At 64.1% G+C, this 25321-nt stretch carries 21 protein-coding genes and 1 tRNA gene; 8 read left to right on the top strand and 14 right to left on the bottom strand.

What is annotated here, in order from left to right; translation table 11 throughout:
- Position 1 precedes the first annotated feature (1 nt).
- The 3 genes from AC0QTX_RS01640 to AC0QTX_RS01630 are packed head-to-tail and all read right to left on the bottom strand — an operon-like array spanning position 2 to position 2740.
- Complete coding sequence (locus AC0QTX_RS01640) at positions 2-796, bottom strand: ABC transporter permease (RefSeq protein WP_202055342.1); 795 nt, start codon at positions 794-796, stop codon at positions 2-4.
- Between the two features lie 4 nt (positions 797-800).
- A complete protein-coding gene (locus tag AC0QTX_RS01635; RefSeq protein WP_376773099.1) occupies positions 801-1664 on the bottom strand; it encodes an ABC transporter permease in 864 nt (287 codons plus the stop codon).
- An 11-nt stretch (positions 1665-1675) separates the two neighbouring features.
- The gene (locus AC0QTX_RS01630; protein ID WP_474602061.1) at positions 1676-2740 is read right to left on the bottom strand and encodes an ABC transporter ATP-binding protein; all 1065 of its coding nucleotides are present in this window, start codon (positions 2738-2740) and stop codon (positions 1676-1678) included.
- A 179-nt stretch (positions 2741-2919) separates the two neighbouring features.
- Here AC0QTX_RS01630 and AC0QTX_RS01625 point away from each other — a divergent pair, with 179 nt between their 5' ends.
- From AC0QTX_RS01625 to AC0QTX_RS01595, 7 genes are all read left to right on the top strand, one after another.
- Positions 2920-3732 carry an IclR family transcriptional regulator gene (locus AC0QTX_RS01625; protein WP_474602060.1) on the top strand — a complete coding sequence of 271 codons (813 nt, stop codon included), beginning with the start codon at positions 2920-2922 and terminating at the stop codon, positions 3730-3732.
- A gap of 467 nt (positions 3733-4199) precedes the next feature.
- Positions 4200-5042: an ABC transporter substrate-binding protein gene (locus AC0QTX_RS01620; RefSeq protein WP_474602059.1), complete on the top strand. Its 843-nt coding sequence runs from the start codon at positions 4200-4202 to the stop codon at positions 5040-5042.
- A gap of 728 nt (positions 5043-5770) precedes the next feature.
- Entirely contained in the window at positions 5771-9109 is a 3339-nt protein-coding gene (locus AC0QTX_RS01615) for an AAA family ATPase (RefSeq protein WP_474602058.1), read from the top strand.
- Between the two features lie 241 nt (positions 9110-9350).
- Entirely contained in the window at positions 9351-10373 is a 1023-nt protein-coding gene (locus AC0QTX_RS01610; protein ID WP_474602057.1) for an amino acid ABC transporter substrate-binding protein, read from the top strand.
- A 141-nt stretch (positions 10374-10514) separates the two neighbouring features.
- A complete protein-coding gene (locus AC0QTX_RS01605; RefSeq protein ID WP_474602056.1) occupies positions 10515-11498 on the top strand; it encodes an ABC transporter substrate-binding protein in 984 nt (327 codons plus the stop codon).
- A 97-nt stretch (positions 11499-11595) separates the two neighbouring features.
- A complete protein-coding gene (locus AC0QTX_RS01600; protein WP_474602055.1) occupies positions 11596-12582 on the top strand; it encodes an ABC transporter substrate-binding protein in 987 nt (328 codons plus the stop codon).
- Positions 12579-13541, top strand: coding sequence for an ABC transporter substrate-binding protein (locus tag AC0QTX_RS01595; RefSeq protein ID WP_474602054.1), 963 nt, complete (start codon positions 12579-12581; stop codon positions 13539-13541). Before AC0QTX_RS01600 ends, AC0QTX_RS01595 begins: the two co-directional genes overlap by 4 nt.
- Before the next feature lie 26 nt (positions 13542-13567).
- Here AC0QTX_RS01595 and AC0QTX_RS01590 read toward each other — a convergent pair whose 3' ends face one another.
- The 6 genes from AC0QTX_RS01590 to AC0QTX_RS01565 all read right to left on the bottom strand — a co-directional run bounded on the left by AC0QTX_RS01590 (position 13568) and on the right by AC0QTX_RS01565 (position 19177).
- Positions 13568-15313: an adenylate/guanylate cyclase domain-containing protein gene (locus tag AC0QTX_RS01590; protein WP_474602053.1), complete on the bottom strand. Its 1746-nt coding sequence runs from the start codon at positions 15311-15313 to the stop codon at positions 13568-13570.
- Positions 15314-15365: 52 nt separating this feature from the next.
- Positions 15366-16340 carry an ABC transporter substrate-binding protein gene (locus AC0QTX_RS01585; RefSeq protein WP_474602052.1) on the bottom strand — a complete coding sequence of 325 codons (975 nt, stop codon included), beginning with the start codon at positions 16338-16340 and terminating at the stop codon, positions 15366-15368.
- Positions 16341-16440: 100 nt separating this feature from the next.
- Positions 16441-17418, bottom strand: coding sequence for an ABC transporter substrate-binding protein (locus AC0QTX_RS01580; RefSeq protein WP_474602051.1), 978 nt, complete (start codon positions 17416-17418; stop codon positions 16441-16443).
- A gap of 99 nt (positions 17419-17517) precedes the next feature.
- Positions 17518-18000, bottom strand: a complete 483-nt coding sequence (locus AC0QTX_RS01575; protein ID WP_474602050.1) for a GNAT family N-acetyltransferase — start codon at positions 17998-18000, stop codon at positions 17518-17520.
- A 30-nt stretch (positions 18001-18030) separates the two neighbouring features.
- Positions 18031-18519 (bottom strand): GNAT family N-acetyltransferase, encoded by a 489-nt coding sequence (locus AC0QTX_RS01570; protein WP_474602049.1) that lies wholly within the window; start codon positions 18517-18519, stop codon positions 18031-18033.
- Between the two features lie 298 nt (positions 18520-18817).
- On the bottom strand, positions 18818-19177 hold the full coding sequence (locus tag AC0QTX_RS01565) for a 2'-5' RNA ligase family protein (RefSeq protein WP_474602048.1): 360 nt from the start codon (positions 19175-19177) through the stop codon (positions 18818-18820).
- 128 nt (positions 19178-19305) lie between these two features.
- Here AC0QTX_RS01565 and AC0QTX_RS01560 point away from each other — a divergent pair, with 128 nt between their 5' ends.
- Complete coding sequence (locus AC0QTX_RS01560) at positions 19306-20016, top strand: gamma-glutamylcyclotransferase (RefSeq protein ID WP_474602047.1); 711 nt, start codon at positions 19306-19308, stop codon at positions 20014-20016.
- A 582-nt stretch (positions 20017-20598) separates the two neighbouring features.
- Here the strand turns inward: AC0QTX_RS01560 and AC0QTX_RS01555 are convergent.
- The 5 genes from AC0QTX_RS01555 to AC0QTX_RS01535 form a co-directional block, all read right to left on the bottom strand.
- Positions 20599-22161, bottom strand: coding sequence for an AAA family ATPase (locus AC0QTX_RS01555; RefSeq protein WP_474602046.1), 1563 nt, complete (start codon positions 22159-22161; stop codon positions 20599-20601).
- A gap of 82 nt (positions 22162-22243) precedes the next feature.
- The gene (locus AC0QTX_RS01550) at positions 22244-22774 is read right to left on the bottom strand and encodes a GIY-YIG nuclease family protein (protein ID WP_474602045.1); all 531 of its coding nucleotides are present in this window, start codon (positions 22772-22774) and stop codon (positions 22244-22246) included.
- Positions 22775-22890: 116 nt separating this feature from the next.
- The gene (locus AC0QTX_RS01545) at positions 22891-23247 is read right to left on the bottom strand and encodes a hypothetical protein (protein WP_474602044.1); all 357 of its coding nucleotides are present in this window, start codon (positions 23245-23247) and stop codon (positions 22891-22893) included.
- A gap of 236 nt (positions 23248-23483) precedes the next feature.
- Entirely contained in the window at positions 23484-25112 is a 1629-nt protein-coding gene (locus AC0QTX_RS01540) for a DUF6538 domain-containing protein (RefSeq protein WP_474602043.1), read from the bottom strand.
- A 92-nt stretch (positions 25113-25204) separates the two neighbouring features.
- Positions 25205-25279, bottom strand: a tRNA-Thr gene (locus tag AC0QTX_RS01535).
- Between the last annotated feature and the right edge of the window lie 42 nt (positions 25280-25321).

The raw sequence follows: 25321 nt of genomic DNA, 5'->3' as shown, positions 1-25321 counted from the left end.
CTCAGCGCTGCCCGACGAGAATGCGGTCGAGCCCGAACGCGCGATCCAGGACAAGCATAGCGGCGGCCGTGATGGCGATCATCAGGGCTGAAACTGCCGCCATCATCGGGTCGATGGACTCCGTCGCATACATGTACATGCGGACCGGCAGCGTGACGGTTGCTGGCGAGGTGACGAAGATCGACATCGTCAACTCGTCGAAGCTGTTGATGAAGGCCAGCAGCCAGCCGCCCGTGATGCCGGGGAGGATCATGGGAGCTGTGACGCGGCGAAACGCGGTCCACTCCCCGGCACCGAGCGTCCGCGCGGCCTGCTCGGCGCTGCGGTCGAGCCCGGACAAGGCGGCGAGCACGAGACGGAGCACATAGGGCGTTACGATGATTATGTGCGTTGCGACGAGCCAGGCAAAGCTGCCCGTGGCGCCAAGGAGCGCGAACAGCCGCAGAAAGGCCACCCCGAGAACCAGATGAGGAATGATCAGCGGCGACAGGAACAGGGCATTCAGGAAGTCCCGTCCTGGGAACGAGTAGCGGCTGATGGCAAGCCCGGCAGGCACGGCGAACGCGACCGCCAATGTCGCAGAGAGCGCTGCCAGCCAGATGCTGTTCCAGAAGGACGCCATGAAATCGGGATGCGCGAACACCGCCTTGAACCAACGCAGCGACAGGCCGGTCGTCGGTAGGCTCAGCGTGTTCTCGGGTGTGAACGCGACGAGGCATATGATGACCAGCGGTGCCAGGACGAACGCTAGGACAAGAACGTGAAAGGTGAGTGCGATGGTGCCATTCTTCTGCATGGTGTCATCCAAGAGTCCGGCGTGCGCGGGTCTCGACCATGCGGTTGTAGGCCAGCATGATGCAGAGGTTTGCGACAAGAACAATGATCGCGATGGTGGCTCCGAGAGGCCAGTTCAGCTCCTGGAGGTACTCGTCGTAGACCAAGGTCGCCGCCATCTTCAGGCGACGGCCGCCGAGGAGAGCCGGAACGGCGAAGGCACTGGCCGACAGCCCGAAGACGATGAGGCTGCCGGAGAGCATGCCGAGCGTCACCTGCGGCATGACCACCCGGCGAAGAGCCGTGAAGTGGGAGGCACCGAGGGTCCAGGCTGCCGCCTCGACCATGGGATCGAGCTTCTGCAGGGCCGTCCACACCGGGATGACCATGAACGGCAGCATGACGTGAACGAGAGCAATAACGATTGCGGTCTCTGTGTAGAGGATCCTGGCCGGTGCGAACCCGACAAGCTGGAGTGCTTGGTTCACGAGGCCTTGCGAGCCGAGCAGCATGCTCCAGCCAAAGGTGCGAACGACGACGGAGACGAGCAGGGGGCCGATGATGACGAGAAGGAAAACCGAGCGCCAAGGATCGCGCATGCGCGACAGTATGTAGGCTTCTGGAACTCCGATCGCGGCACAAATGAGCGTGGTCAGCGCCGCGATCCGCAACGTCCTCCAGAAGATCTCGAGGTAGTATCCATCGGTGACGACGGTGACGTAGTGAGACAGCGTGAAGGTGCTCTGGATGCCGGTGGAATGATCGTAAGCCTGGAACGACAGGATGACGGTGAGCGCCAGGGGGAGGAGCACGAGCCCGAAAAAGAACAGGGCTCCGGGTCCGGCAAGCAGCCATGGGGCTGAAGGGATAGGAGAGCGCGAGGTCATCATGGTTCCCTCCCTCAAGCCGCTGCGGCGGTACCTGCGATGATGCGCATGTTGTCCGGCGACCAGTCGAGCCCGACCTGGGAGCCTTCCGTGGCCGGCTCGACGCCCAAGTTGGGCGTCGAGACCGTCATGGTCCCGATCGGGGTCTCGACGGTGAAGAGCCACTGGCTGCCCAGGAAGAAACGGCTCGCGACGCGTCCCTCCAGGCGGCCTGCGCCAGCATCGCGCACAAGAATCTTCTCGGGGCGGATCGACAGCGTGACCGGCGTCCCTGCGGCAATCTCCGGCGCTGAGGCCTCCAGCAGGACGCCGCCGATGTCAGCGGCGCTGGACGTGCCGTTGCGGCGCCAGGTGCCGGCCAGAAGATTGGTCTTACCGACGAAGGACGAGATGAAGGCGTTCGAGGGCTGCTCGTAGAGCCGGTACGGCGCATCCACCTGAGTCATTCGCCCGCCTTCCATCACGACCACGCGATCGCTGATGGAGAGCGCTTCGGCCTGGTCGTGGGTGACCATGATGGTGGTCGTGCCGACCTTGCGTTGGATCCGCCGCAACTCGAACTGCATTTCCTCGCGCAGCTTGGCGTCCAGATTGGAGAGAGGCTCGTCCAGCAGGAGGACCGGCGGCGCAATGACGAGGGCGCGAGCGATGGCCACACGCTGCCTTTGACCACCGGAGAGCTGGCGAGGATAACGGTCGGCGAAGGCGGAAAGCTGCACCAGCATGAGCGCATCACGCACGCGCTCGTCCCGCTCGGCCTGTGGAACGCGTCGCATCTCGAGCCCGAAGGCGACGTTCTGCGCCACCGTCATGTGAGGGAAGAGGGCATAGCTCTGAAAGACGACGCCGAGGCCGCGGCGGTTGGGCTTCTCGCGCGTGATATCGCGCCCGTCGAGGGAGATCCGGCCCTCGGTGGGTTCGACGAGACCGGCGATCATCTGCAGGGTCGTTGTCTTCCCACAGCCCGACGGGCCGAGAAGCGAAACGAATTCGCCTTTCTCAATCGTCAGGCTGACATCGCGAACGGCCGTGAACGTGCCGAATTCCTTGGAAACTCCTTCGAGTGTCAGGAATGCCATTCTGGTCTCCGATCCTTGCAAAGCATCCGGCCATAAGCCCGAATGCGCACGATGCCCGGATCGGCATCACGAGCGAGGCCACAGCCCAAGTCAATGTCAATATTTCGTTATGTGAAAGTTTTTTGACATATGTTCCGCTATCTGAAATAGAAACAAAGATTATATGGAACTTATTCTACATGGCGGAAGACACCGTATCTGGAACGCGGCGAGCCTTGGCGCTTCTGAAGGTTCTCGGGGCTGGGGACTCCCACGGAATGCGCCTGACCGACATCGCATCAGCTGGCGGGATCACACAACCCAGCGCTCATCGGGCCCTGAAGGTTCTTATGACGGAGGGCTTCGTCGAGCAGGTGGATGCGAGCCGCAAATACCGGCTGTCCCTCGACTTCTTCGTCCTGGCCGCACGGGCCGCGCAGTCGGGTGGATTGCGCAGCACGGCCAGGCCGGCGCTTCTGCGCCTGTCCTCCACATTGAGCGACAGCATCTTCCTTCTGGTGCGGAACGGGTTCGACGCCGTGTGCCTGGATCGCGTGGAGGGCCCGTTCCCGATCAGGACATTCACCGGCGATATCGGCGGCAAGGTGCCTCTCGGCATCGGTCAAGGCAGCCTCGCCATCCTGTCGTTCCTGCCGGAGGAGGAGCGCGAGGCCGTGATCCGCTTCAACGTTCCCCGCCTGCTCGACCGGGGCGGCTTTGACGAGATCGGGTTGCGGATGCAGATCCGGAACGTCCGCAAGACGGGCTTCTGCAGCCTCAACACAGGCCTGATCCCCGGCATGGCCGGCGTGGGAGTGCCGATCCTTGACTCGGAGGGGCGGGCTGTTGCGGCCCTGAGCATAGGCACTCTGTCGGAGCGCCTGGAGGGGGATAGGCTGCCGCTGGTAGTCGATCTGATACGAAACGAAGCGGAAGGGATCGCCCGGCAGCTCAACCCCTTCGATCCAACCCTCCGTTATCCCATGCGAAGCCTCGGGATGGAAGCGACGTAGTCTGCCTGGCAAAGGGCTTCGGTTATGATGGCCAAAGGTCCGCTGCTGGCACGGGGCCGAAGTTAGCCGAAGGTCCGCTAGGTCGGAGAGCAGCAGATCTTCCCGGGGCGCCGACAATTTCCGTGGGTGACCCGTTCCGGACTTACTCTGATTGGCTCCCCATAGCCCCTACGTTCCATAAGAGGTTTGTCGGAAAATCGAGGCCCTTCTTCTGCGGTCGCATGCGTCGACATGCCTTCAGGTGTATACTCGGGCCTCATGCTCAACACTCGTTGGGCTCCAGAACACAGGAGGATGCAATGTGCCTCAACCTGGTTCTCTAGCACCGTCTAGGTGATCACAGGCGGCGTACCCTCGGTCTGAAGGTTCTCGCCTGCCTCATCGCGCTCGGCTCTCCCGAGTTGGCTGTCGCCCAATCCGCGGCAAAAACCCCTCGAGTGGGGCTGCTTACATGGGGTGCCTGCGAGATGCCTGGCCTAATCGCCGCTCTGAGGGATCTGGGCCGCATACCGGGTGAGAATATTGCGATTGAATGCCGTTCTGCGGGGAAACGGTATGAGGGCTATGCACCGGCAACGGCTGAGCTGGTGCGACTTCCGGTCGATGTGATCGTCTCGGAGTCCGAACCAGCCAGCCACTTGGCAAGATCAGTGACCATGACCGTTCCGATCGTTTCGATCCTGAGCGGTGACCCGGTCCGCGCCGGGCTCGCTCAGAGCCTCTCCAAGCCGGGCGGCAACCTGACGGGCCTGACCTACTACGCCACTGAGCTATCCACCAAGCGCCTCGAATTACTGAAGGAGCTGATTCCAGGGATCTCGTCCATCGGTGTGCTGGCGAACCCGATCGTGTCCTATCTCCCCTTCGAGGAGGACACAAAGGATGCCGTCCAGCACCTCGGCCTTGCTCTGATTATCAAGCAGGTCCGGGAGCCGAACGAGTTGGACGAGGCCATCCATCAGATGAAGGCGGAGGGAGCTCAGGCCGTCTTTGTACTGCCTGACCTGATGTTGGCGTCTGAGGCAAAACGCATTGCTGATCTGGCGCTGGCGGAGCAGTTGCCCTTGATGGCCTGGGGTAGCTGGTTCACAGACCTGAGGGGTCTCATGGCCTACTCGGCAGAGTATGGAATCCTCGTGCGCCGCCCTGCCATCTACGTAGACCAAATCCTGAAGGGGGTCCAACCAGGCGAGATGCCAATCGAACAGGCATTTCGTTTCGAGCTGTCTCTCAATCTGCGCACGGCCCGCACCCTCGGGATGGCAATCCCGCTTGAGTTACTCCTCCGTGCAGACAAGGTGATCGAATGACGGATCAGCCCTTATGAGGCTCTCAACAGCGGCGTGGAAGTTCCCCTTCCAGTTCCATAAACGGCCGTCCGCGACGTTGAACTGAGTGTCTTTTTATGGTGCGTCATAGATACTAAGCCCCGTCCTGAGGTAGGAGGCTGAGGCCATGATCCCGTGCAAAGCCTGTTACGGTTTTGGAGCTATCCGGTGTGTCTCCTGCACCGGGAAAGGCATGGTGGAGGGCCTCGATCACGCCCGCCACAGGTGCAATGTCTGTCGTGGTTCAGGGCTCGTGCAATGCGAGGTTTGCATCGGCCGTGGGCGCGTCTCGGAAGACCAACCTATCGGCTCTCGATGAAATTGACCGGTTCCATATAGGGGTTTACGCGAAACATGTGTTGACATGCGGGGCGCTTTTCGTGCGCAAGCGAGGCCCTACTCGATCACCTCATCGGCGCGGGCGATGAGGGAGGCAGGCATCATGAGGCCGAGGGCTCGTGCTGCCTTCAGGTTCACACCGAGACCGACTTCAATCGGCCGCTCAACGGGAAGGATGATCTGTAGCAGTCATTCCTCCTGCCCTGCTGGCCGGACCCGCCGGCGGGCAGTCTTCGCAGAGCCTCGTCGAGCTCACCCCCAGCTCCCGCCGGGTGAGCCGCTGACGATTGAGCTGAGAATCCTGCTCGATAGGAACGCCTCGCGGGTGTAACCTTGCCGGCAGGCTGCGGTCTCTCAGCAGGAGACGGGACGTGGATGTCGCGCAGTGGCTACGGAGCCTCGGACTGGCACAGTACGAGCAGGCGTTCCGCGACAACGCCGTGGATGCCGAAATCCTGGCGCGGCTTACCTCCGACGATCTCAAGGACATCGGCGTCACAGTAGTCGGCCACCGCCGGAAGCTCCTCGAGGCGATTGCCCTTCTCGGGGGCGCCCCTGCCGCTCCCGGTGGAGCCAGCCCACGTTCGCCGAGGAGGAGACCTGCAAGGCCTCTTGCACCGGCGCCAGGGTCCGGTCCGGATGCGGAGCGGCGGCAACTGACGGTGATGTTCTGCGACCTGGTCGGCTCGACTGCTCTCGCGAGCGCTCTCGATCCCGAGGACTACCGCGCGATCCTCCGCGCCTACCATGAAGCCTGTGCCGGAACCGTTGTCCGGTTCGGCGGCTTCGTGGCCAAGTACATGGGCGATGGGGTGCTCGTGTATTTCGGCTATCCGCAGGCCCACGAGGACGATGCTGCCAGGGCCGCCCGCGCCGGGCTGGCCCTGACCGGGGAGGTGGCGCGCATCGCTGTTCCGTCTGGCCTGGCTCCGCTGTGCGCTCGGGTCGGCATCGCCACGGGCCTGGTGGTGGTTGGCGATCTGATCGGCACGGGAGTAGCCCAGGAGCAGAGCGTCGTGGGCGAGACCCCGAACCTCGCAGCGCGGCTTCAGGCCCTCGCCCCGCCCGGAGGGGTGGTGATCGCGCCGGCGACCCGGCGCCTGCTCGGTAGCGACTTCACCATCATCGGCCTGGGGTTACAGGGTCTGAAGGGGTTTGCCGAACCTGTTCCGGTCTGGCAGGTGCTCGGCACCCGCGCGGTCGAGAGCCGCTTCGCGGCCCACAGAACGGGGACCGCACCTCTGGTCGGGAGAGACGGGGAGCTTGCGACGCTCGCACACCTTTGGGCGCAGACCTGCGACGGAAAAGGGCAGGTGGTGCTGCTGTCCGGCGAAGCGGGAATCGGCAAGTCGCGGGTGGCACAAGAGTTCCGCGACCGCTTGCGGTCCGAGACGCATGCCGACGTGCAGTGGCAGTGCTCACCCTTCTACAGCAATTCGCCCCTGCATCCCTTCGTCGAATGGATCGAGCAGGCTGCGGGGTTCCGGCCGGAGGACACGCCTGACGAGCGGCTGGTAAAGCTGAAGGTTCTCCTGGCGCCAGTGGCCGATGGGATCCCGGCCATCGCGCCCCTGTTCGCCACGATGCTCTCGCTTCCGATTGAGGATCGCTACGGGCCGTTCCCTTTCGATCCGCGGCGACAGCGGGAGCTGACCATGGAGGCCTTGGCCAGTTATCTGTTTGGTCTGGCCCGGCGGCAGCCAATTCTCCTGCTGGTCGAGGACGCCCACTGGGCCGACCCGACGACCCTTGAGGTGCTTGACCGGATGGTCGACCGTGTGGGCTCGGAGCATGTCCTGCTGCTGGTCACCGCCCGGCCGGAGTTTATGCCCGAGCGGTGGAGGCGCTCGCACGGCGTGACCCTGATCCCGCTCACCGGCCTGTCGCCGCGCCAGGCCGCCGAGCTCGCCGGGACAATCGCCGGCGGCGCGGAGTTGCCGGCCGAGGTGTTCGGCCAGATCCTCGACAGGACCGATGGCGTGCCGCTCTTCGTCGAGGAGATGACCAGGGCGGTGCTGGAGGGGGAATCCGCCGCCGTCCCGGCCACCCTCCACGACAGCCTCATGGCCCGTCTGGACCGTGTGCCGGCTGCCAAAGCCGTAGCCCAGCAGGCGTCAGTGATCGGTCGGACGTTCGCATTCGATTTGCTTGCGGCCATCGGCACGCTGGGCCAGGCCAACCTTCGCAGGGTGCTCCGGCAACTTGTGTCGTCCGGATTGGTCTTCGCGAGCGGTGCACCTCGGGCCGAGACCTACACGTTCAAGCATGCACTCGTGCGCGATGCCGCCTACCACAGCCTGCTCAAGAGCCGTGTACAGGAACTGCATGGGAGGATCGCAACGGTTCTTGAGCAAGCCTATCCTGATGTGGCAGCCCGGCAGCCCGAACTCATTGCACATCACCTGAGCGAGGCACGGCTCGCGGAAAAGGCGGTCATCTACTGGCAGCGTGCTGCGGATGACGCGGCTCGCCGTCAGGCTCATCAGGAGGCCGTTGCTCACTGCATGCGGGGCCTCGATTTGATAGGCTCGATACCTGATCGGACGCAGCGTGATCGGCACGAACTCCAATTGCAGGTGCGCCTGGGAAATTCCGCCACCAGCGCGAAGGGCTGGTCGGCGCCGGAGGTCGGCAAGGCCTTCTACCGGGCGCGCGAGCTGTGTGCGGCACTTGGCGACGATCGACTGATGCATCCCATCCTCGTTGGGCTGTTCGGCTTTCACGTGGTCGAGGCGGAACTGCGCACGGCCGAGAGGATCGGGCTTGATCTCCTGGCATTGGGCGACGCACGGGATGACCGGATTCTCAGGGTCGATGGCCACAAGTCCCTGCTGAACGCCCGCTACAAGCTCGGAAAGTTCGTGGAGGCGCAGCAGCATTTCGAGAGAGGGCTGAGCCTCTATGAGGAGGGCCCCTGGCCAGCGGCCCTGATCGAGCAGTTCGACGACCCGGGTCCGCACCTGCTGGTCCTCGGCGGATGCGTGCTGTGGGTGCGGGGCTATCCCGACCGTGCCCGGCGGGCGGTGACCGATGCGATCGCCGCTGGCCACCGTGGCGGGCATCACCTGAGTACGGGCCACGCCGTTCATATGTCCGGTCACTTGGCCGAGTTGATGGATGACTGGGAGGGCGTCGCCAGGGCCAACCAGGCCACCATGGCCCTTGCGACAGAATGGGGCCTTACCGGGCTGATGCAGCAGGTGGCCCGGCGCGAGCGCCTCGTGGCGGTAGCCATGCACAACGACCCGGAGCAGATGGAATACAAGCGCCAGCACCCGCAGCCGGGCTTTGCGCGGTCGCTGCACGACGCCGTGCTGGCGCGGGCCTATGGCCGCCGGGGACAACCTGAGGAGGGGTTGCGGATCATCGCGGAATCCCTGGATTGGACGGAGGAGACGGGCAGCCGCTTCTTCGATGCCGAGCTGCATCGTATTCGCGGCGGACTGTTCCTGCGCATGCGGCGCGCTGTCGAGGCCGAGCATAGCTACCGCACCGCCCTGGAGGTCGCACGCGAACAGGGCGCTCGGATGTGGGAGCTCAGGGCCGCCTGCGATCTGGCGCAGATGCTGCGCGATCACAGGCGGCAGGCAGAGGCCCGTGATCTCCTGGCGCCGATCCATGGCTGGTTCTGCGAGGGCTTCGACACCAACGATCTGCAAAGGGCGAAGGCGTTGCTGGAGGGCCTGTCTGCCTTCGCACCATCCGCGTGATCGGCATCGTCGCCGGCATACTGGGTCGCCGAGAAGCGGGATGGCGAACCCGCCACTGCGTAGAGTCTCGGGCGAGTTGTGCGCCCCATAATATGGTATAGTGCGGGAGCATGCTCTCGTTGTGCGGAGACCAGGCCGAAGCCCCGTAGCGGTTCCCTCGTTAGCTGCGGATGGATCTCAAATTGGCAGGCTTTGCGGAGGGGAGCACTCGCGACTGGGAACTAACCCGGGGGATAGCATCATGATGAAGGCTATCGCATCCCTTGCATGTGGCGTACTGGCGGCGGGCCTCATGGCCACCGGCGCCTCAGCCCAAGCGACGCTCAACAGCGTCAAACAGAAGGGCTTCTTGAACTGTGGCGCGAGCAGCGGCTCTATCGGCTTCGGCATGCCGGATGCCCAGGGCACCTGGACGGGCTTCGACGTGGACTTCTGCCGCGCCATTGCGGCTGCGATCTTCGACGATCCGACCAAGGTCCGCTTCATCCCGCTCAATGCCAAGGACCGCTTCACGGCCCTTCAGGCGGGCGAGGTGGATGTCCTGTCCCGCAACTCGACCCACACCATGTCACGCGACACGCAGCTCGGCCTCGACTTCCCGGCCATCACCTACTTCGACGGCCAGGGCTTCATGGTCCGCAGGAAGCTTGGTGTCTCCTCTGCCAAAGAGCTGAACGGCAAATCGGTCTGCACCCAGCAGGGCACCACGACCGAGCTGAACCTCGCCGACTACTTCCGTGCCAACAACATGAAGTACCGGGCCATCCTCTTCGCTACGGCGGACGAGGTGAAGAAAGCCTATGATGCCGGCCGCTGCGATGCCTTCACGACCGACGTTTCCGGTCTCTATGTTGCCCGCTCGTGGGTCTCGAACCCTGATGAAGACGTCATCCTGCCGGAGGTGGTCTCCAAGGAGCCGCTTGGCCCGGCCGTTCGCCACGGCGACAACCAGTGGGGCGACATTGTCCGCTGGACCCACATGGCCATGTTGAACGCCGAGGAGCTTGGCGTGACCAAGGCCAATGTCGACCAGATGAAGACCTCCGACAACCCGGAGATCAAGCGTCTGCTCGGCACCGAAGGCAAGTTCGGCGAGGCCATCGGCCTGACCAATGACTGGGCCATGCGCATCATCAGGCACGTGGGCAACTACGGCGAGTCGTTCGAGAAGAACGTCGGCGAAGGCTCGCGCCTGAAGATCAAGCGCGGCCAGAACGCGCTCTGGACCAAGGGCGGCCTGCAATACGGCATCCCGATCCGGTAGTCCGGCAGAAACATCAGGTAGGCACCCAGATTGCGCTCATGGGGCGTCCAGGCCTTCGCACGCGGTCGGATGCGCCCCTCAGGCTGTGGTCGATATCCTTTCATGGTAGTCTTCGGGCAGCTCGCTTGAAGAGGTGGTCGCATGAGGCGGCGCGATCTCGTCCAGCTCGTCTGCGCATCGGCGCTGCTCAGTCCCACACGGCTAGCGGCCCAGGTGACCAGTCGGATCCGGCAGGTCGGATGGGTGGAAGCTTGGACCCTGCTCGCGCGGAATGACTGGGGGGATGTTGCCGAACACCTCCGGCCGCTGGGTTGGACGAGAGGCGTCAACGTGCGGGTCGAGATGCACGTGGCAACAGCCCCGGCCCAACTGCCAGGGCTGGCAAAGGAGGCCGTCGTGGCGCGTCCTGAGCTCATCGTGACGAATGGCACGCTGGCAACGCTCGCGGTGCTCTCCGAAACCCGCAGCATTCCAGTTCTCTTCTTCGAGGTCGCCGACCCGGTCGGCAACGGCATCGTCACCAATCCCGCCCGGCCGGGCGGTAACCTGACGGGGTTCACGACCTTCGAGCCGTCGCTCGGCGGCAAGTGGTTGCAGCTTCTCAAGGAGATCGATCCGCAGGTGCGGCGAGCCGCAATCCTGTTCAACCCCGAGACGGCCCGCAACCGGGCTTCACCCTTCGTGCGCGAATTCGAGGCGGTCGCCGCGTCTCTCATGATCGAACCCATCCTCGCCTTCACTCAGGATGCTTCCGGGATTGAGCCAGTGCTGGCAGACCTTGCAGCCGCGCCCGGCGGCGCGCTCCTCGTGCTGCCGGATGTCTTTACCTTCGCGCAGCGGCGTTTGATCGTCGATCTCGCCGAGCAGTATCGCGTGCCGGCGATCTACGGCAGCCGCTACATGGCGGCGACAGGGGGCCTGCTCGCCTATGGTCCCACCACCGAGGGACTGCACCAGGGCGTCGCCTCCTACATGGACCGGATCCTCAGGGGAGCCAACCCTGGCGAGCTGCCGGTTCAGGCCCCAACCCGGTACGAGCTTGTCGTCAACCTCGGGACCGCCAAGGCACTGGGCCTTGCAATACCGCCAAGTGTCATCGCCGCCGCCGACGAGGTGATCGAATGACGTTGGCCTTTGGGTTGGTCCGCAGCCTGCCGGAACAGCCCCTGCCGGCAACATCGCCAGTGGATAGGCAGATCCGCAGCTACCCACGAGAACTCCGATGAGACGACGTGACCTCCTGCGCTCCATGCTCGCCATCCCGCTTCTCTCCGCGCTCGGTCAGAGGCCGCTGGCCGCCGATCCCCAGCCGGCCCGAGTAACCTTCCGCATCGGGGTTCTCGCCAACCTCGACACGCCAGATATGGAGGGCTTGCGGCAGGGACTGCGCGAGCACGGCTACATTGACGGCAGCAACGTCACCGTGGAGTGGCGATGGTCGCAGGGAAGGAGCGAGCGTTTGCCTGCTCTCGCGACCGAGTTGGTCGCTGCTCAACCGGACATCATCGTGGCGGTGTCAACCCTGGCTGTCACGGCAGCCAAGGATGCGACGAGCACCATTCCGATCGTAATGGCGGCTGTCTCGTTCCCCGAGAGAAGGGGGCTTGTGAAGAGCCTTGCCAGCCCGGGGGGCAACGTCACGGGGCTGAGCAACATCGCCCCGGAGCTGAACGCGAAACGCCTGGAGCTCGTCAAGGAGATCGCCCCTGGAACGTCCCGCGTTCTCTTTCTCTGGGACCCGACCAACCCGTTCGAGCATGACCCCATGCGGGAACAGGTTGACCTTGCCCCGGCGGTTGGCCTTGAGCTTCAGCCAGTCGAAGTCTCAACCCGCGAACAGTTTCCAGCAGCCCTTGCATCTGTCACGTTGACCCGCACCGATGCTTTGATTGCAAACGGCAACCCCGTCAACTTCGGGAACAAGCAAGCGATCGCGGACTTCGCCCTCAAGAACCGCCTTCCGAGCATCTTCTCCGAGGGGCAATTCGTCGAAGCTGGCGGGCTCGTCTCCTACGGGCCCAGCTACACTGACATGCTCCGGCGATCTGCGACCTTCGTCAACAGGATCCTCAAAGGCGCCAGGCCCGCCGATCTGCCGGTCGAGCAACCGACAAAGTTCGATCTGGTCATCAATCTCAGAACCGCCAGGACCCTCGGGATCACGGTTCCAACTTCACTGCTGGCTCAGGCTGACGAGGTGATCGAATGATCCGTGCCATGATCGTCTGCCTTATCATCGTGTTGTCCATGGGCGGTGCGCAGAGCCAGGTGTCTGGCCGGGTCTATCGTCTTGGGGTGCTCGCACTCAACCCGCAATCAGTCGAGCGCGTCCAGGCCCTGACAGTTCCCGAACTCGCGAAGCGAGGCTTCATCGAAGGGCAAAACCTCATTATCGAGGCTCGCGTCGGCGATGTGGGACAGCTTCCCGGCCTCGTTCAGGATCTCCTGGCTTTCAGTCCTGACGCCATCCTCGCCATCAACAGCACCGCGGTTGCCGCGGTGCAAGCAAGGACACGCACGCTCCCGATCATCATGTTCGGGGGTGACCCGGTTGCCCAGGGCTTCGCTGCCAGTCTTGCCCGTCCCGAGGGCAACGTCACCGGCATCACCATCGCCTCGAAGGAACTGGACATCAAGCGCCTGGACCTCCTTCACGAGACCGTACCAGAGGTCCGGCGCATTGCGGTTCTCGTTCACCCGACAAGCCCGGGGTTGGAGGCCCGCAAACAAGAGATGCGGGCGGCTGCGGCAAGTGTCGGGGTCGCGTTGTCCTTCGTGGAAGGACCCGAGCCACAGGACTATAGGTCGGTGGTGGCGGCCGCCCACGCGAACGGCGCACAGGCCCTCGCGATCAATGCAGACTCACGCTTCAATCGCGACGCCGCATTGCTCACGCGGATCGCTCTCGAGAATGGACTGCCGACGGTGTGCGAATGGGGCGAGATGGCCAACGAGGGCTGCCTGATCGGGTATGGACCCATCCTCGCGGACCTGTACCGCCGCACGGCGTACTACGTTGAGCGGATACTCCAGGGTGCCGTGCCCGGTCAGACGCCGATCGAGGGGCCGTCCCATCTGCGGCTCGTTGTGAACGCCAAGACTGCGCGCGCTCTGGGCATCAAAGTCCCCGAGATGCTGCTTCTTCAGGCCGATGAGGTCATCGAATAGGACCAGCTACCTGGTGAGCACGGAATCTAGGCGGCGTGAGGCCGCTCGTCGAAGGATATGCCGAACACGGGCAGCTCCTCATCGTAGCCTTTGAGCGGACGCATTCCCAGCCGGATAAGGGCACGCTTGCCGATCACAGCTTCGGCGACTTTCGTATCCACCAGGATCTCCCGATCCGCTGCCGATGCGCACAGCCGGGCGGCAAGGTTCACGACGCTGCCGATGGCCGTGTAGTCGAACCGGGTCTCGTACCCGATCCGCCCGACCGTGGCAGGCCCCATGGCAAGCCCCACCCCGAACCCGATCCGGTGGCCGCGCGCCCGCCAGCCGATGATCAGCTCCTGCACACGCCGCTGCATCTCCACGGCCATGTCCGCCCCCCGGAGGGCCGGCTCCTCAACGGGGACAGGTGCATTAACGAGCACCATCAGGCCGTCACCTGAGAAGCTCGTGAGCGTTGCGGCATAACTGGTGATGATGGTGCCGAGTGCCTCGTAGTACTCCGACAGCACGCTCATCACTTCCTCGGGTGCGGCTCTGGCCGAGAAGGCGGTGAAGCCGCGCAGATCGCAGAACACCGCCACCACCTCGGTGCGGCGGCCCTCGAGCACACCTTCATCACCTTTCCGGTCGACGAGCTCGGCCACCTGCGGGGCCAGGAACCGCTTGAGCTTGGCGATGCGCTCCTGGCGCTCCTGCGAGACGGCCAACTCGGCGGCCATGGCGTTGAAACTGTCGGCCAGCCGCTGGAACTCGTCCCCGGTCCTGATGTCGATACGGTGCTCGAACTCTCCGGCGCCGATGCGCTCGGTGCCCTCCTCGAGCAGCCGGATCGGCTGCGTCATCCGACGGGCCAAGGCATAGGCAAGCAGGCTAGCGAAGAGGGCACCACCGAGAAGAAGGACCCCGGTCCGCCACAGGGCCGCATAGATCGGCCCGAAGGCTTCGGAGAGCGGCTGTTCGACCACGATCGTCCAATCCGGCCCCGCGACCGGCGCGGCGGCTGCCGCGATGGCATTGCCCTCGGCGTCACGGCTCGTTGCAAAACCCGCACTCGCAGATCCAACCGCTTCACGGATAGCCCGGAAAGGCGCCAGCGTGGCATCATCCGCTCCGCGCAGGACGAGGCTGATGTCGGGATGGGCGATGAGCCGGCCGGGCCGATCCAGCACGAAGGCGGAACCCGTCTGCCCGACCTTGATGGCCGAGATCACGTCCCAGATCAGCTTCAGGTTGACCTCGGCAACAACGATGCCGACCGAGGGCCGGTTACCGGAGATCGCCACCGTCAGGTAGGGCTCGGAACCGCGATAGTAGCTAACCTCACCGTACCAGATCCGCGCCGATCGGGCCCCGATGATGGCGGGCTCTCCAGAGCGATCCGTGTGGCTCTCGGTTCGGTTGAGGCCGATGCGGGACACGTACAACCGTTCCCGTCCAGAGCCATCGACGAGGGTGAGACTGACGATGGCGGGCACCTGCCGTAGAAGGCGTAGGGCATCGATGCGCCGGCGCTCGTCCGGCTCCTCGGTCCAGGGAAGCTGCACCAGCCAGCCGAGCTGGCCGGTGATGCCGTCAAGGAAGCCCTGGATCCTGGCTGCGGCCGATCTTGCCTCGACGCCGAGCAGTTGGTCGAGCCTCGCCCGCTGATCGCGATAGCCGAACCAGGCCTCGCCGACGCCGTTGGCGGCGAGCGGAATGACGACCGCCAGAAACAGCACGAGAAAGTACTTGCGGAAGAGTCCACGGAGGCGAGGTTTCCGCCCAGTCATGGCCGCAGGCCTCGGCCAACCCCGCACTGAAGTGAGCGGGAGCCGCACCGTGTCATTCGATCACCTCATCGGCTTGTGACAGGATCGAAGGCGGCACGGTAAGCCCGAGTGCCTTGGCCGTCTTGAGGTTGACAATGAGGATGTATCCTGTCGGCTGCTCAACAGGCATTTCGGCAGGAGAGGCACCTCGCAGGATGTGGTCCACGTAGTGCGCGTGGCGGCGGGCTATTGCGACAAGATCCGACGTGTAGGAGATCAACCCTCCAGCCCGTACCGACTCGGTATTCGAGTAGAGCGCCGGGAGTGCCGCTTGGGCGAGGAGATCAGGCATGCGGTTTGGGGGAGTGTTCAGAATTGCGTCGCCCAGAACCAACATCCCATCTGCACCAAGGGTCTTTGCTTTGTCGACGGCAGACGGGACTTCGTCGCGGGTGCGGACCTCAATCACCTCAAGCTGCAACCCAAGTCGAGCGGCCATGGGCACTTCGCGCCCTAGGGCCAGACGATAGTCATCGTTGGCAGGGGTCGCCAGCACGGCCACCCTTTGAGCTTGGGGCAGCAGCTCTCTCAAGACCTCGAGCTGCTTTACGAGGAACGCGCCAGGTGTGATCGCGGCCACTCCGGTGACGTTGTGCCCTGGACGGGCAAGGCTTTGCACCAGACCGATCTCGACAGGATGAGCGACAAAGGAGAAGGCAATGGGGATGTCTGATGTGGCTTCCTTGAGGGCACGGGCGATCGGTGCGCCTGGGCCAACGATCAGGTCAGGCCGTAACCGAACGATCTCGGCTGCAAGCTCGGCTGCACGCTCATAGCGGCCCTCCAGGACTCTCCGCTCGACCGTGAGGTTGCTGCCCTCGATCCAGCCGAGCCTGCGTAGTTCGTCTTCAAAGGCAGTGTAGCCTGCCCCAGCGCAGCGGACGGGGCACAGCATTGCGATGCGGGCGGTCTTCGTCGAGGTTTGAGCCGCAGCGGCGCAGGTGAGCAAGAGGCAAATAGCTATCGCGTAACTGGAGGAGCGGTTCATGGCACGCCTCCTTTGACGGGCGAATTTTATCCTTAATTTGCTCGGGTGACGAGGCCGGTTACATAAAGGATTTTTTGGGTTGCGCCGCAGTTTCCCGGTTCTACTCGATGACCTCATCGGCCTGCGCGAGGAGTGTGGTTGGTACGTCGATGCCCAGAGTCTTGGCAGTCCTCAGGTTGACGGCAAGTTCGAAGGTGGTGGGGTCCTCAATGGGCATCTCACCTGCTGGCGCGCCACGCAGGAGACGGGCGACAAAGTTGGCAACACGCCTCTGGAGAGCGGCTCGATCCACCCCATAGCCAATCAGGCAGCCACTCCTCGCCATGTCACGCCACTCGCAGATCGTCGGCACTCCGGCTTTCAGAGCCAATTCCGCCAGACGGGCGGCGTCGTTGGCGAAGATCGGCCCTCCTGCGATCTGCAAAGCGTCCGCACCGGATGAGCGGATCGCATTGAAGGTCGCCTCGTATTCCTCCGGCCCTGACGTGTAGAAGCTCTGAATAGCGATGCCGGCGTTCTGCGCGACAGTTTGGACCGACCGATCCGTGGGGGTGTTCCGGGAGCGGTTATGGAATAGGACTGCAATCCGGCGCCTCGTGGGGAAGGTGTTGTGCAGGAGGTGCAGACGCTTGCCTTCCAGCTCCGGGTTGAGCAGGACGACACCTGTGATGTTGCCCCCGGGACGGGTGTAACTTTGCGCCCATCCTGCTGCGACGGGGTCCTCGCCTGCATAGGCCATTACGATGGGAATGGTGCTGGTCGCCGCCCGAGCGGCTCTGATGGCATTCGGAGCAACGGCAATGATGACATCCGGCTTCGTCGCGACGAGTTCGACAGCCAGAGCAGGAAGACGCTCATAGGCATCATCCGCGGAGAAGACTTGGACGCTGAGATTGCGCCCTTCCACGAACCCGAGCCTCGCCAGTTCCGGGAGGTTCAACCGACGGAAGACGCGTGCGCCGAACTGGTTGGGGGTCAGCAGGCCGATCCGCCAGACCTTCTCCGGTGTCTGCGCAAGGAGCGAAGTAGAAAGCAGCGGCACGGCAAGTGCACTGAGCAGGAGGTCTCGTCTCCTCATCGGATCACCCTCACACCGGATTACCCAAAGCCGATCCTACTCGCCGCCACGGAATGTGACGAGGCCGGTTCCATACAGGCACTTACGCGCAATTCACCCTCACGAGGCGACCTCAGTCCCGCCAGGTTGCCGCTCCATGATGAAGTGGATGTCGGTCTCGTCGATCACGGTGAACCCGTGGCGCCGGTACAGCGATCCCACCGGGTTCCACTTGAGATACCGAAGCCGAAGCGGCATCCTACAGGCGTCCGCGATGGCAAGACAGTGGTTCAGGATCCTCGTTCCCAAACCCTGCCCCTGATAGGATGGGAGCAGGTAGAACTCATCGAGACGCAGATGATCGGCAAGAGCAGTGAGGGCGATGGTGCCAACGGCCTGCCCATTGTGAATGATCCGGGAGAGTGGCGTGTCCCTGACCCGTTGCTCATGGAAGTTTCGCTGGAAGCCCTCATCCCATCCCCATCGGGCGATGATGTGAGGGCCCATAGCCGCCCGTTTGACCTCAAACGCGAAGTCGCGCGCCTCGGGCGTCTGAGGAAGTCGGTCAAAGCTGATGTCAGGCGGTAGGTCAGGAATATCCATCGGTCAATCTTCTGGTGAACGTGGGTGTCCTCATCGAAGCCTGAACTCGATCCGATTGGGCCGGGGACCTGGGCGCCCTGTGGCATAGAAGCCCATCTTCGTCAGTAGCCGGACGGAGGCAGCATTGTCGGGGCGCGTCTCAGCAAAGATCGGACGAGTAGCCAGCGCAGGGTCAGCAGCAATCTGATCCAGTGTTCCCCGGAGCGCCTCCGACGCACAACCCTTGCCCTGGTAGTCGACCCCGAACCAGTAGCCGACCTCAATGGACCCATCCGGGTGATCAATGACCCCCATGGCCCCGATACGTGTTCCACTGGGAAGACGCACCGCGAAGAAGTATTCCTTTGTGTCGTCCTGGCTGGCGATCAGGACCTGCGCCTTCTCCAGCGGGAAGCCGGCCTCCATGAAGGCCATCCACTGGCTTACGGCCGGGACGTCGCTGATCCTGGCCAGTTCGGGGGCATCCTGGAACTCCAGTTGGCGGATTGCGAGGCGTTCCGTCGTGAACGGCTTCAACATGCGTCCACCCTCCGACCAATCCACTTCGTAGCGTCAAATCTGGACGTGGTCAGGGCCGGAAAGAGCGTTCCGCGAACGCCTGTCGGAATGACGCAGACGTTGTTCTCACATACGAGGATGCATTCGGTCACCCGGGTCGGTCGAGCGGCTGCTCGGCAATAACGACCACGGGTGCGAAGGAAACACAGTCCGTGACATCGAAGACGACCTCGAATGCTGCGATGGGACGGGCGGTAAACGCTACGGCTTGCGCTCGGTACTTGAGCAGGATCTGCGTTCCCAGCGTGCAGTGGGGAACCTAGGCATCAGGCCGATAGTGTGGATGACAGAGCTGAGGATCGATGCAGGCATGCACCCTCGCATGGGCGTGGGTCAGATCGGCAGACGGGGAAGGCTCCGCCCAAAGCACCAGCGGGTCATCAAAGAAGCGCAGCCTCGTGAAGGTGAGGCGGACCGCCGGCCTTCCTGCGAACGCCTCGCGGAGGACGTCGCTTGCCCGGACCCGAGGAACGTCGTCGTAGACAGCCAAGGTGAGATGGGGTGGGTAGCCCAGGCCCACCATGGAAGGACGGCTCTCGAAGCGCGCAATCTCCTGCCACAGCGCCCTGATCGGGTCTGCTGTGTCGTTCGATGCCTTGAGGCTGATCGCAAAAGCCATGACGGTTACATATAGCGGAGAGCGGGCGACGGTGACGATTCCGCGTGCGCGACACCGCCTTCGCCTGCGAGTATCATCGGGCAGCGACAGCCCATTGTCAGCAGGGTGATCTGATGCGAAGCCGACACATGGCACTCACCCCGGAGCACGTGGCGCAGGTCCATCGCGTCCTGGAGGACCCGGGCCCCGATCCGACCTGGACCTATCATACGGATGAAGACTATCACGCCCTCGTGCAAGGCCTGCTCGCCTCGCATCCCGGCGGGCCGGACACATGGCTCTTTGCCTATGGCTCCCTGATTTGGAAGCCCGAGCTGGAGCATGTGGAGACGCGGCGGGGTACGGCCCAGGGCTGGCACCGCTCGTTCTGCTTCCGGATCGAGCGGTTCCGCGGCACCCGGGAGCAGCCCGGGTTGATGATGTCCCTCGACCGCGGCGGCCAATGCCAAGGTGTCGCATTCAGGCTGCCGGGGGACAATCTGGAAGGGCAGCTTGAAAAGCTGGTCAGGCGCGAGATCACGGTGAAGCCGCCTAACAACAATCCGCGCTGGGTTACCGTCCAAACGGAGCAAGGTCCGCTTCGTGCTATTGCCTTCGTGATGAACCGCCAGTCGCGCTTCTACACGGGCAGGCTGCCGCCGGAGCAGGTTGCCGATGTACTGGCGAAGGCCTGCGGCCATTGGGGTTCCTGCGCCGAGTATCTCCACAACACGGTGGCGCATCTGGAGGAGCACGGCATCCGTGATCGCAACCTCTGGCGCCAGCAAGCCCTGGTCGCGGAGCGGATTAAGCCTCGTACACCTGATCCGGAAGGCTGCACAGGATCCCAAGTTCCATGAGGCAGAGAGGGTGTCCAGCGGAGGCACAGGCTGCGGGAAGGGCCGCTAATGGCACGAAGCGGACGAAGCTCTTTGTTCTGCTTATGAGGCGGTGAGCGGACGTTCATCCTGCTCGCTGCTTGCTATCGAATGATCCAAAGCGAACTCTGGCTTTCCCGGGCAGCATAGTTTGCATCTGCCACGGCCTTATGGCGTTTGTTACGCGTCAGAGTAGTTGGTTCTGTAGGTCATCTATCTTCAGTCACATCAACTGAAGGAAAGCCCACGAAATGTCTGTTTCGCGGACATACCTCTCATCCCATGAGAAGCCGTCGACACGTGCTGTCTATCTGTCGTTCATGACAGGGATAGAGTTCATTGAACCAGGAGGTGAAACCCGCCCAACCTTGTGGGGCGAGGGCAAATGAGAGGTTGACACTTTCACTGTGAACACGCGGTGAACTCACCCTGGACCCATGACAGGTCCGAGATTCGTTGTACGCCAAGGGCACTGATGCTCAGATCAAGCTCAAGGCGCTTGCTGGACCACAGCAGCCGTGATGGCTGCCGTGGCGCTTGTTGGTCTGGCGATCCGTAATCGCATCAGTGCCGGGTCATGAACCTTTCGCGAGTGTTGACCACCTGCTCCACGAGACGGCGCAGGCTGCGGATCGAGCCGGCGCTCCAGTAGCGGCGCAGCAGATCGATCTCGCCTCCCGTGAGCGGGTCGGCCCAGCACTCATCGCCCGTGCGCTCCCGGTAGACGGTGCGCAGCAGCGATGAGGCCAGAGGCTCCAGGTGCTCCGGTCCGGGCCTGGGCACCTCAACGACCTGCAGCCGGTCGAGCAGCGGGCGCGACAAGCCTCTGGTGGAGTTCGCCGTCAGGATCACGCTCACCCCAGAGAGGTCGACCGGCACCTCCAGGTAAGGGTCGAGCAGGGCTGCGGCCCGTGCCGGCTCAAGCAGGCCCAGCAGGGAGCGCCTGATGTCACCGTTCCGGGTCGAACCGCCCGCCTTCTCGATCTCATCCAGCACCAGACCGGGACCGGCGGTGCGATGGGCCAGGATCACGTCCCAGACCAGCCCGGGTGCGCCGTTCGACCATTTTCTGGACGAGCCCATGACCATGGCATCCGACAGCGAGCCGCAGTCGATCGTCCGGTGCGGGATGCCGAGCGCCTCAAGGATCAGGCCTGCGCCATAGGTCTTGGCCACGCCGGGCGGGCCGACGAGCAGCAGCCGCAGCTGAGCATGCGGTCGCGTGCCCACCTGCCGCAACAGGGCATCAATGATGCTCTCCCAGTGCGGCAGCTGCCGCAGCAGGCGTGCTCTGACCACGGCCAGATCCGGCACCGGCACGAGCGGCAGGGGCAGAGCCTCGATCGCCTCGAAGGCATCGATCGCCTGCCTCGCCTCGCGCGAGCCGGCGAGCGGCAGCGCCGGCAGCACGAGGCGCGTCATCCTCGGATCGGCTGGGGTAGCGGCAGGCGCCTCGCTCACCTCCGGCATGGGCGCGGGCGCCTCGTCCGGGCTCTCGCTCGGCTCGTGCAGTTCCGGGCCGAACCCTGCCGCGAGATCGCGCACGATGCGGTGCGCATCGACGAACGCCGCATGCAGCCCGCCCGCGCCCCCGGCCCATGCCTGCCAGCACAGCACGAGCCGGCGCAGCCGCTCGCGCACGAGCGGATCGACCAGGATCGGATCAAGCCGCTCATAGGCCTCGCTGATCCGATTCACCAATGTACGGGAGAAAGAGGAGGCGCCGCGCTCACGAACCGTGGCGAGCGTCAGGAACGCCACCTCTTCCGACAGGCGCGCCAGTCCGGGTGCGTCGCGCTCCACCGCCCGCTCGGCCAAGAGCTGGGACAGGCTCTCGCCGTCACCGCCTCCGCCAGCCCACTCCTGAGCCGCCTCGGCGAGCGCCGGCACGCCCAGCGCGATCGCCCGTGCGATCGCGGGCTTCATGGCATACGGCTCGAGATCGGGGGCGAGCACGAGCTCGAGCAGGCGCGGCAGGGATGCTGGGACCTGGCCGCGCGGGGTCACCGCCCCGGCGAGATCCTCGAGCGCGATCTCCGCGTCGTGCGTGGGTGGCCGGCGCAAGGCTGCCAGGCGGCTCGACTGGCGCGCGGCGCCTGTCGCTTTGGCATAGGGATGTTTGGCCATGGTCGACCTCTTAAAGGGATGCAGGACGGAGCAGCAGGGTGAGGCAGGCGGGGAGCCGAAGCCCGGCTCCCCCTCCCAGGCATCAGGCGACCCGCAGGCGCGGCAGGGCCGAGGGCAGCGCCTCTAGGCCGCGGCAGCCGGCCTGTTCCAGCAGCTGCAGGCCGAAGTGCAGAACGAGGTCGAGCTCGGCCGCTTTCGCCGCGCTGATCGGCTGCGAGGTGGGCCCGCAGCCCTGGACGAGGCGGGCGGTGCCGGCTTCCTGGATCAGCGTGGTGAGGCGCTCCTGCAGGTAGATCACGTCGGCTTTGTCGAAGCTGTCGCTGGTCAAGATGTAGATGGTCTCGACAAAGGCGAGGTCGCTGTTGCGGCGGTGGTCGGGCAGGCGGGAGGGCAGGCGCCCGCCCTCGCCGTTGTAGAGGCACAGCTCGCCCGTGTCCGGGTCGTTGCCGGCGAGCAGGTAGGTTCCGGCCCTTTTGAGCAGGTCGTGGCGCAGGAGCAGGGAGAGGTCGCACCACTCCGCGCGGATGACCCCGACGCGGCAGACCTGGCTGGTGAAGAGGGCGATGGCGGTGTCAGCGACCGGGAAGGAGATGGTGATGAGGGGCAGGCGCATGGATGTGCTCCGTCAGTCGCCGGCGTGAGGCACGCGCGGCGGGATAGAGTGGGCAAAGAGAGAGGACGGCCGACGGAAGGGACCCGCCGGCACATCAGGTACGAAGAGGGGAGGCGTCAGGCGGCCGCGTGCCAGACCTGCGTTGTGCCCGAGAGGGGCTGCGTGAGGTCGAGCCGCAGCTGGCCGGTCCTGACCAGCGCCAGGATGGCGGCGGCGGGCTGCGGGTGCCAGGGCAGGCAGGCGCACAGCTCGTCGAGCGAGGCGTGCTCGACTTCGGCGAGGATGGCGAGCACGAAAGCGGCGAGGGCAGGGGAGACCTGCGAGTCCGTGGTGAGCGTGATGCCGGGCTGCGGCGCGACGTCGGCCGAGGCGCGCTCGGGCAGGGCAGCGTCGACGGCGTCGCTGAGGATGGCGGGGGCGGGGATGTGGGAGTTGCGTGAGGACGCAACTCGGATAGAGATGGAGTCAACCATCTGATTCTCCTGTGAACGCAGGACGACCGGTTGGCCAGGCTGCTGGCGAGGGGTAGGATCCTCGCCGGTGGCCGCCTTGATGGCCTTCGGTCACTGGGACGGGTGCCCCAGCCCTCCTAATTTGAGGGCGACAGATAACCGTTGGCAAGTGTCAGCCGAGCGCCATGTGCTGGTATGGTTAACGACTGGTTTTTCTGCGAGGGTGCATTGACTCTATATAGGGTCGCAGAAGGCGGTTAGCCTAGCGTAGCCAATGGATCTGCCTCGCCGTCGATGCTCCGCTCCGGCGGCATGGGAAGCGGTTGCTTCGGGCTTATGCGGTAGCGTGGAATCTTGGCGATCTCTCGTTTCATGACGATCGGCCACAGGTCGCCGTAGTCCCGCCCGACCGAGGCGGGCGCATGCCCTTGAATGGCGTCGAATACCTCCTCGCGCATGTCGACTGCCCGCGCCAGCGACTTGAAACGGTGGCGCCAGCCGTGGTTGGGGTCCACGTTGGGATCGCTGACGCCGAGTGACCTGACCCATTTGGCCAGCTTCCCGCCTATGTGAACATGACCCGGCTCCTTACCGCCGCGGTTGCGCGTTTCACTATAGAACAGGGGGCCTGGCGAAGCGGAGTTAACAAACTCAAGAAAGCCCTGCTCAATCAGGTGCGGGTGAATGGGGACGTCGCGATAGGCATTGGCCTTTGTGTCGGCGATCCTGATCATCCAGGCCTCTCCCTGATCCTGAACGCGCTTGAGGTAGACACTGTCCTCCCGGATCTGAGTCATCTCGTTCACGCGGGCGCCGGTATAGGCGCAGAGCCATGGGATCCAGCGCCGTGCCGCTTGAAGCTCCTTCGAAGCCCGATCGCTTGCTGGTTGGAGGGTAGCCGACAGGATTGTTTCAGCCTCCTCCAAGGTGAAACCCTGTTCACGGACCTTGATCTTCTTCGGCTTTGCGACCTTCACGCCGGCTGAGGGATCCAACCCGATGCGGGCGTTGATCAACGCCCAGGCGCAGATCCGCTTGAGAGCTGTAAGATGAACCTTGGCGATCGTGCTCCCGCTCAGGCCTGACGCGACCAGTGAATCCTTCCAGGCAATGACCTGCTCTCGGCCGACCGCTGCAAGATCGGTTGTCTTGGCATGGTCAAAGAAGCGGTCGAGCACGGGTTTCCATCGCTTGATGGTTCCCGGCTTCGGCTTGGCCTCCCTGACGAAGCTTGCCCATACCTCCTCGAACTCGGCCTTGGACAAGTCCTTCGGGGTCACATCAGCCCAGGATGGAAAGCGGGCCGCATTCGGATCGGGGCTGTAGTCTCCGTTCGCGTTCTGGTGGAGCCGCGCGAACGCCAGGGTGAGCGCCCGACCGACCTCTTGCGCGATCCGGGAAAAATCGGCCGGATCGACGACGATCTTGCGCTGGGTAAGAAATCGACGGACCTCATAGGCGATCCGACCAAGGGCCTCGTTACGAGACGAAATTGGCGAGCCGGCAGAGGTCGATTCGGGAGATGCAGCATGGGGCGAGCGCCAGTCGATGCTGGCAAGCTGCGCCCACCAGTCCGCTTCACCGGGTTCGTCCTCGTGCGCGGTCACCGTCTGGCGGTAGAACTCGCCCGAAAGGGCGACGATCTGCTTGTGGGTAAGCCTAACCGGCATCGGAGTACCAAGCGTGCTCCCGCCGGACGCCATGAGGTTCCATTGCGCTTCTATCTCGGCGGCGACGGCGGCGTGCCGCTCACGGGCGAGGGCAGGGTCCTTGGTCTTGAGGGAGCGCTTCACCTCGCGCTTGCCGACGAGAGGACGCAGCCGGTCGGGGACGCGCTTGCGGAACTCGTAGACGCCGGTTCTGGGGTGTTTGCGGGGACGTGTCATCGCGAGGACCATGTGGACCACCCTTGTGTACCAAACGGGCGTCCGAATCCTGAAGTCCTGCTTGCAGTTAGCGTAAATCCAGCATGAAGGGCTGGTGCTGCCAGAGAGGATCGAACTCTCGACCTCTCCCTTACCAAGGGAGTGCTCTACCACTGAGCTACGGCAGCGCGCCAACGGGGAGGGCCGCTTACTGCCACAGGGCAGCCCTC

The organism is Microvirga sp. jy35, assembly GCF_056148915.1.
The sequence above is the reverse complement of the archived record's forward strand: the minus strand, read 5'-3'. Positions and strand labels throughout refer to the sequence as shown.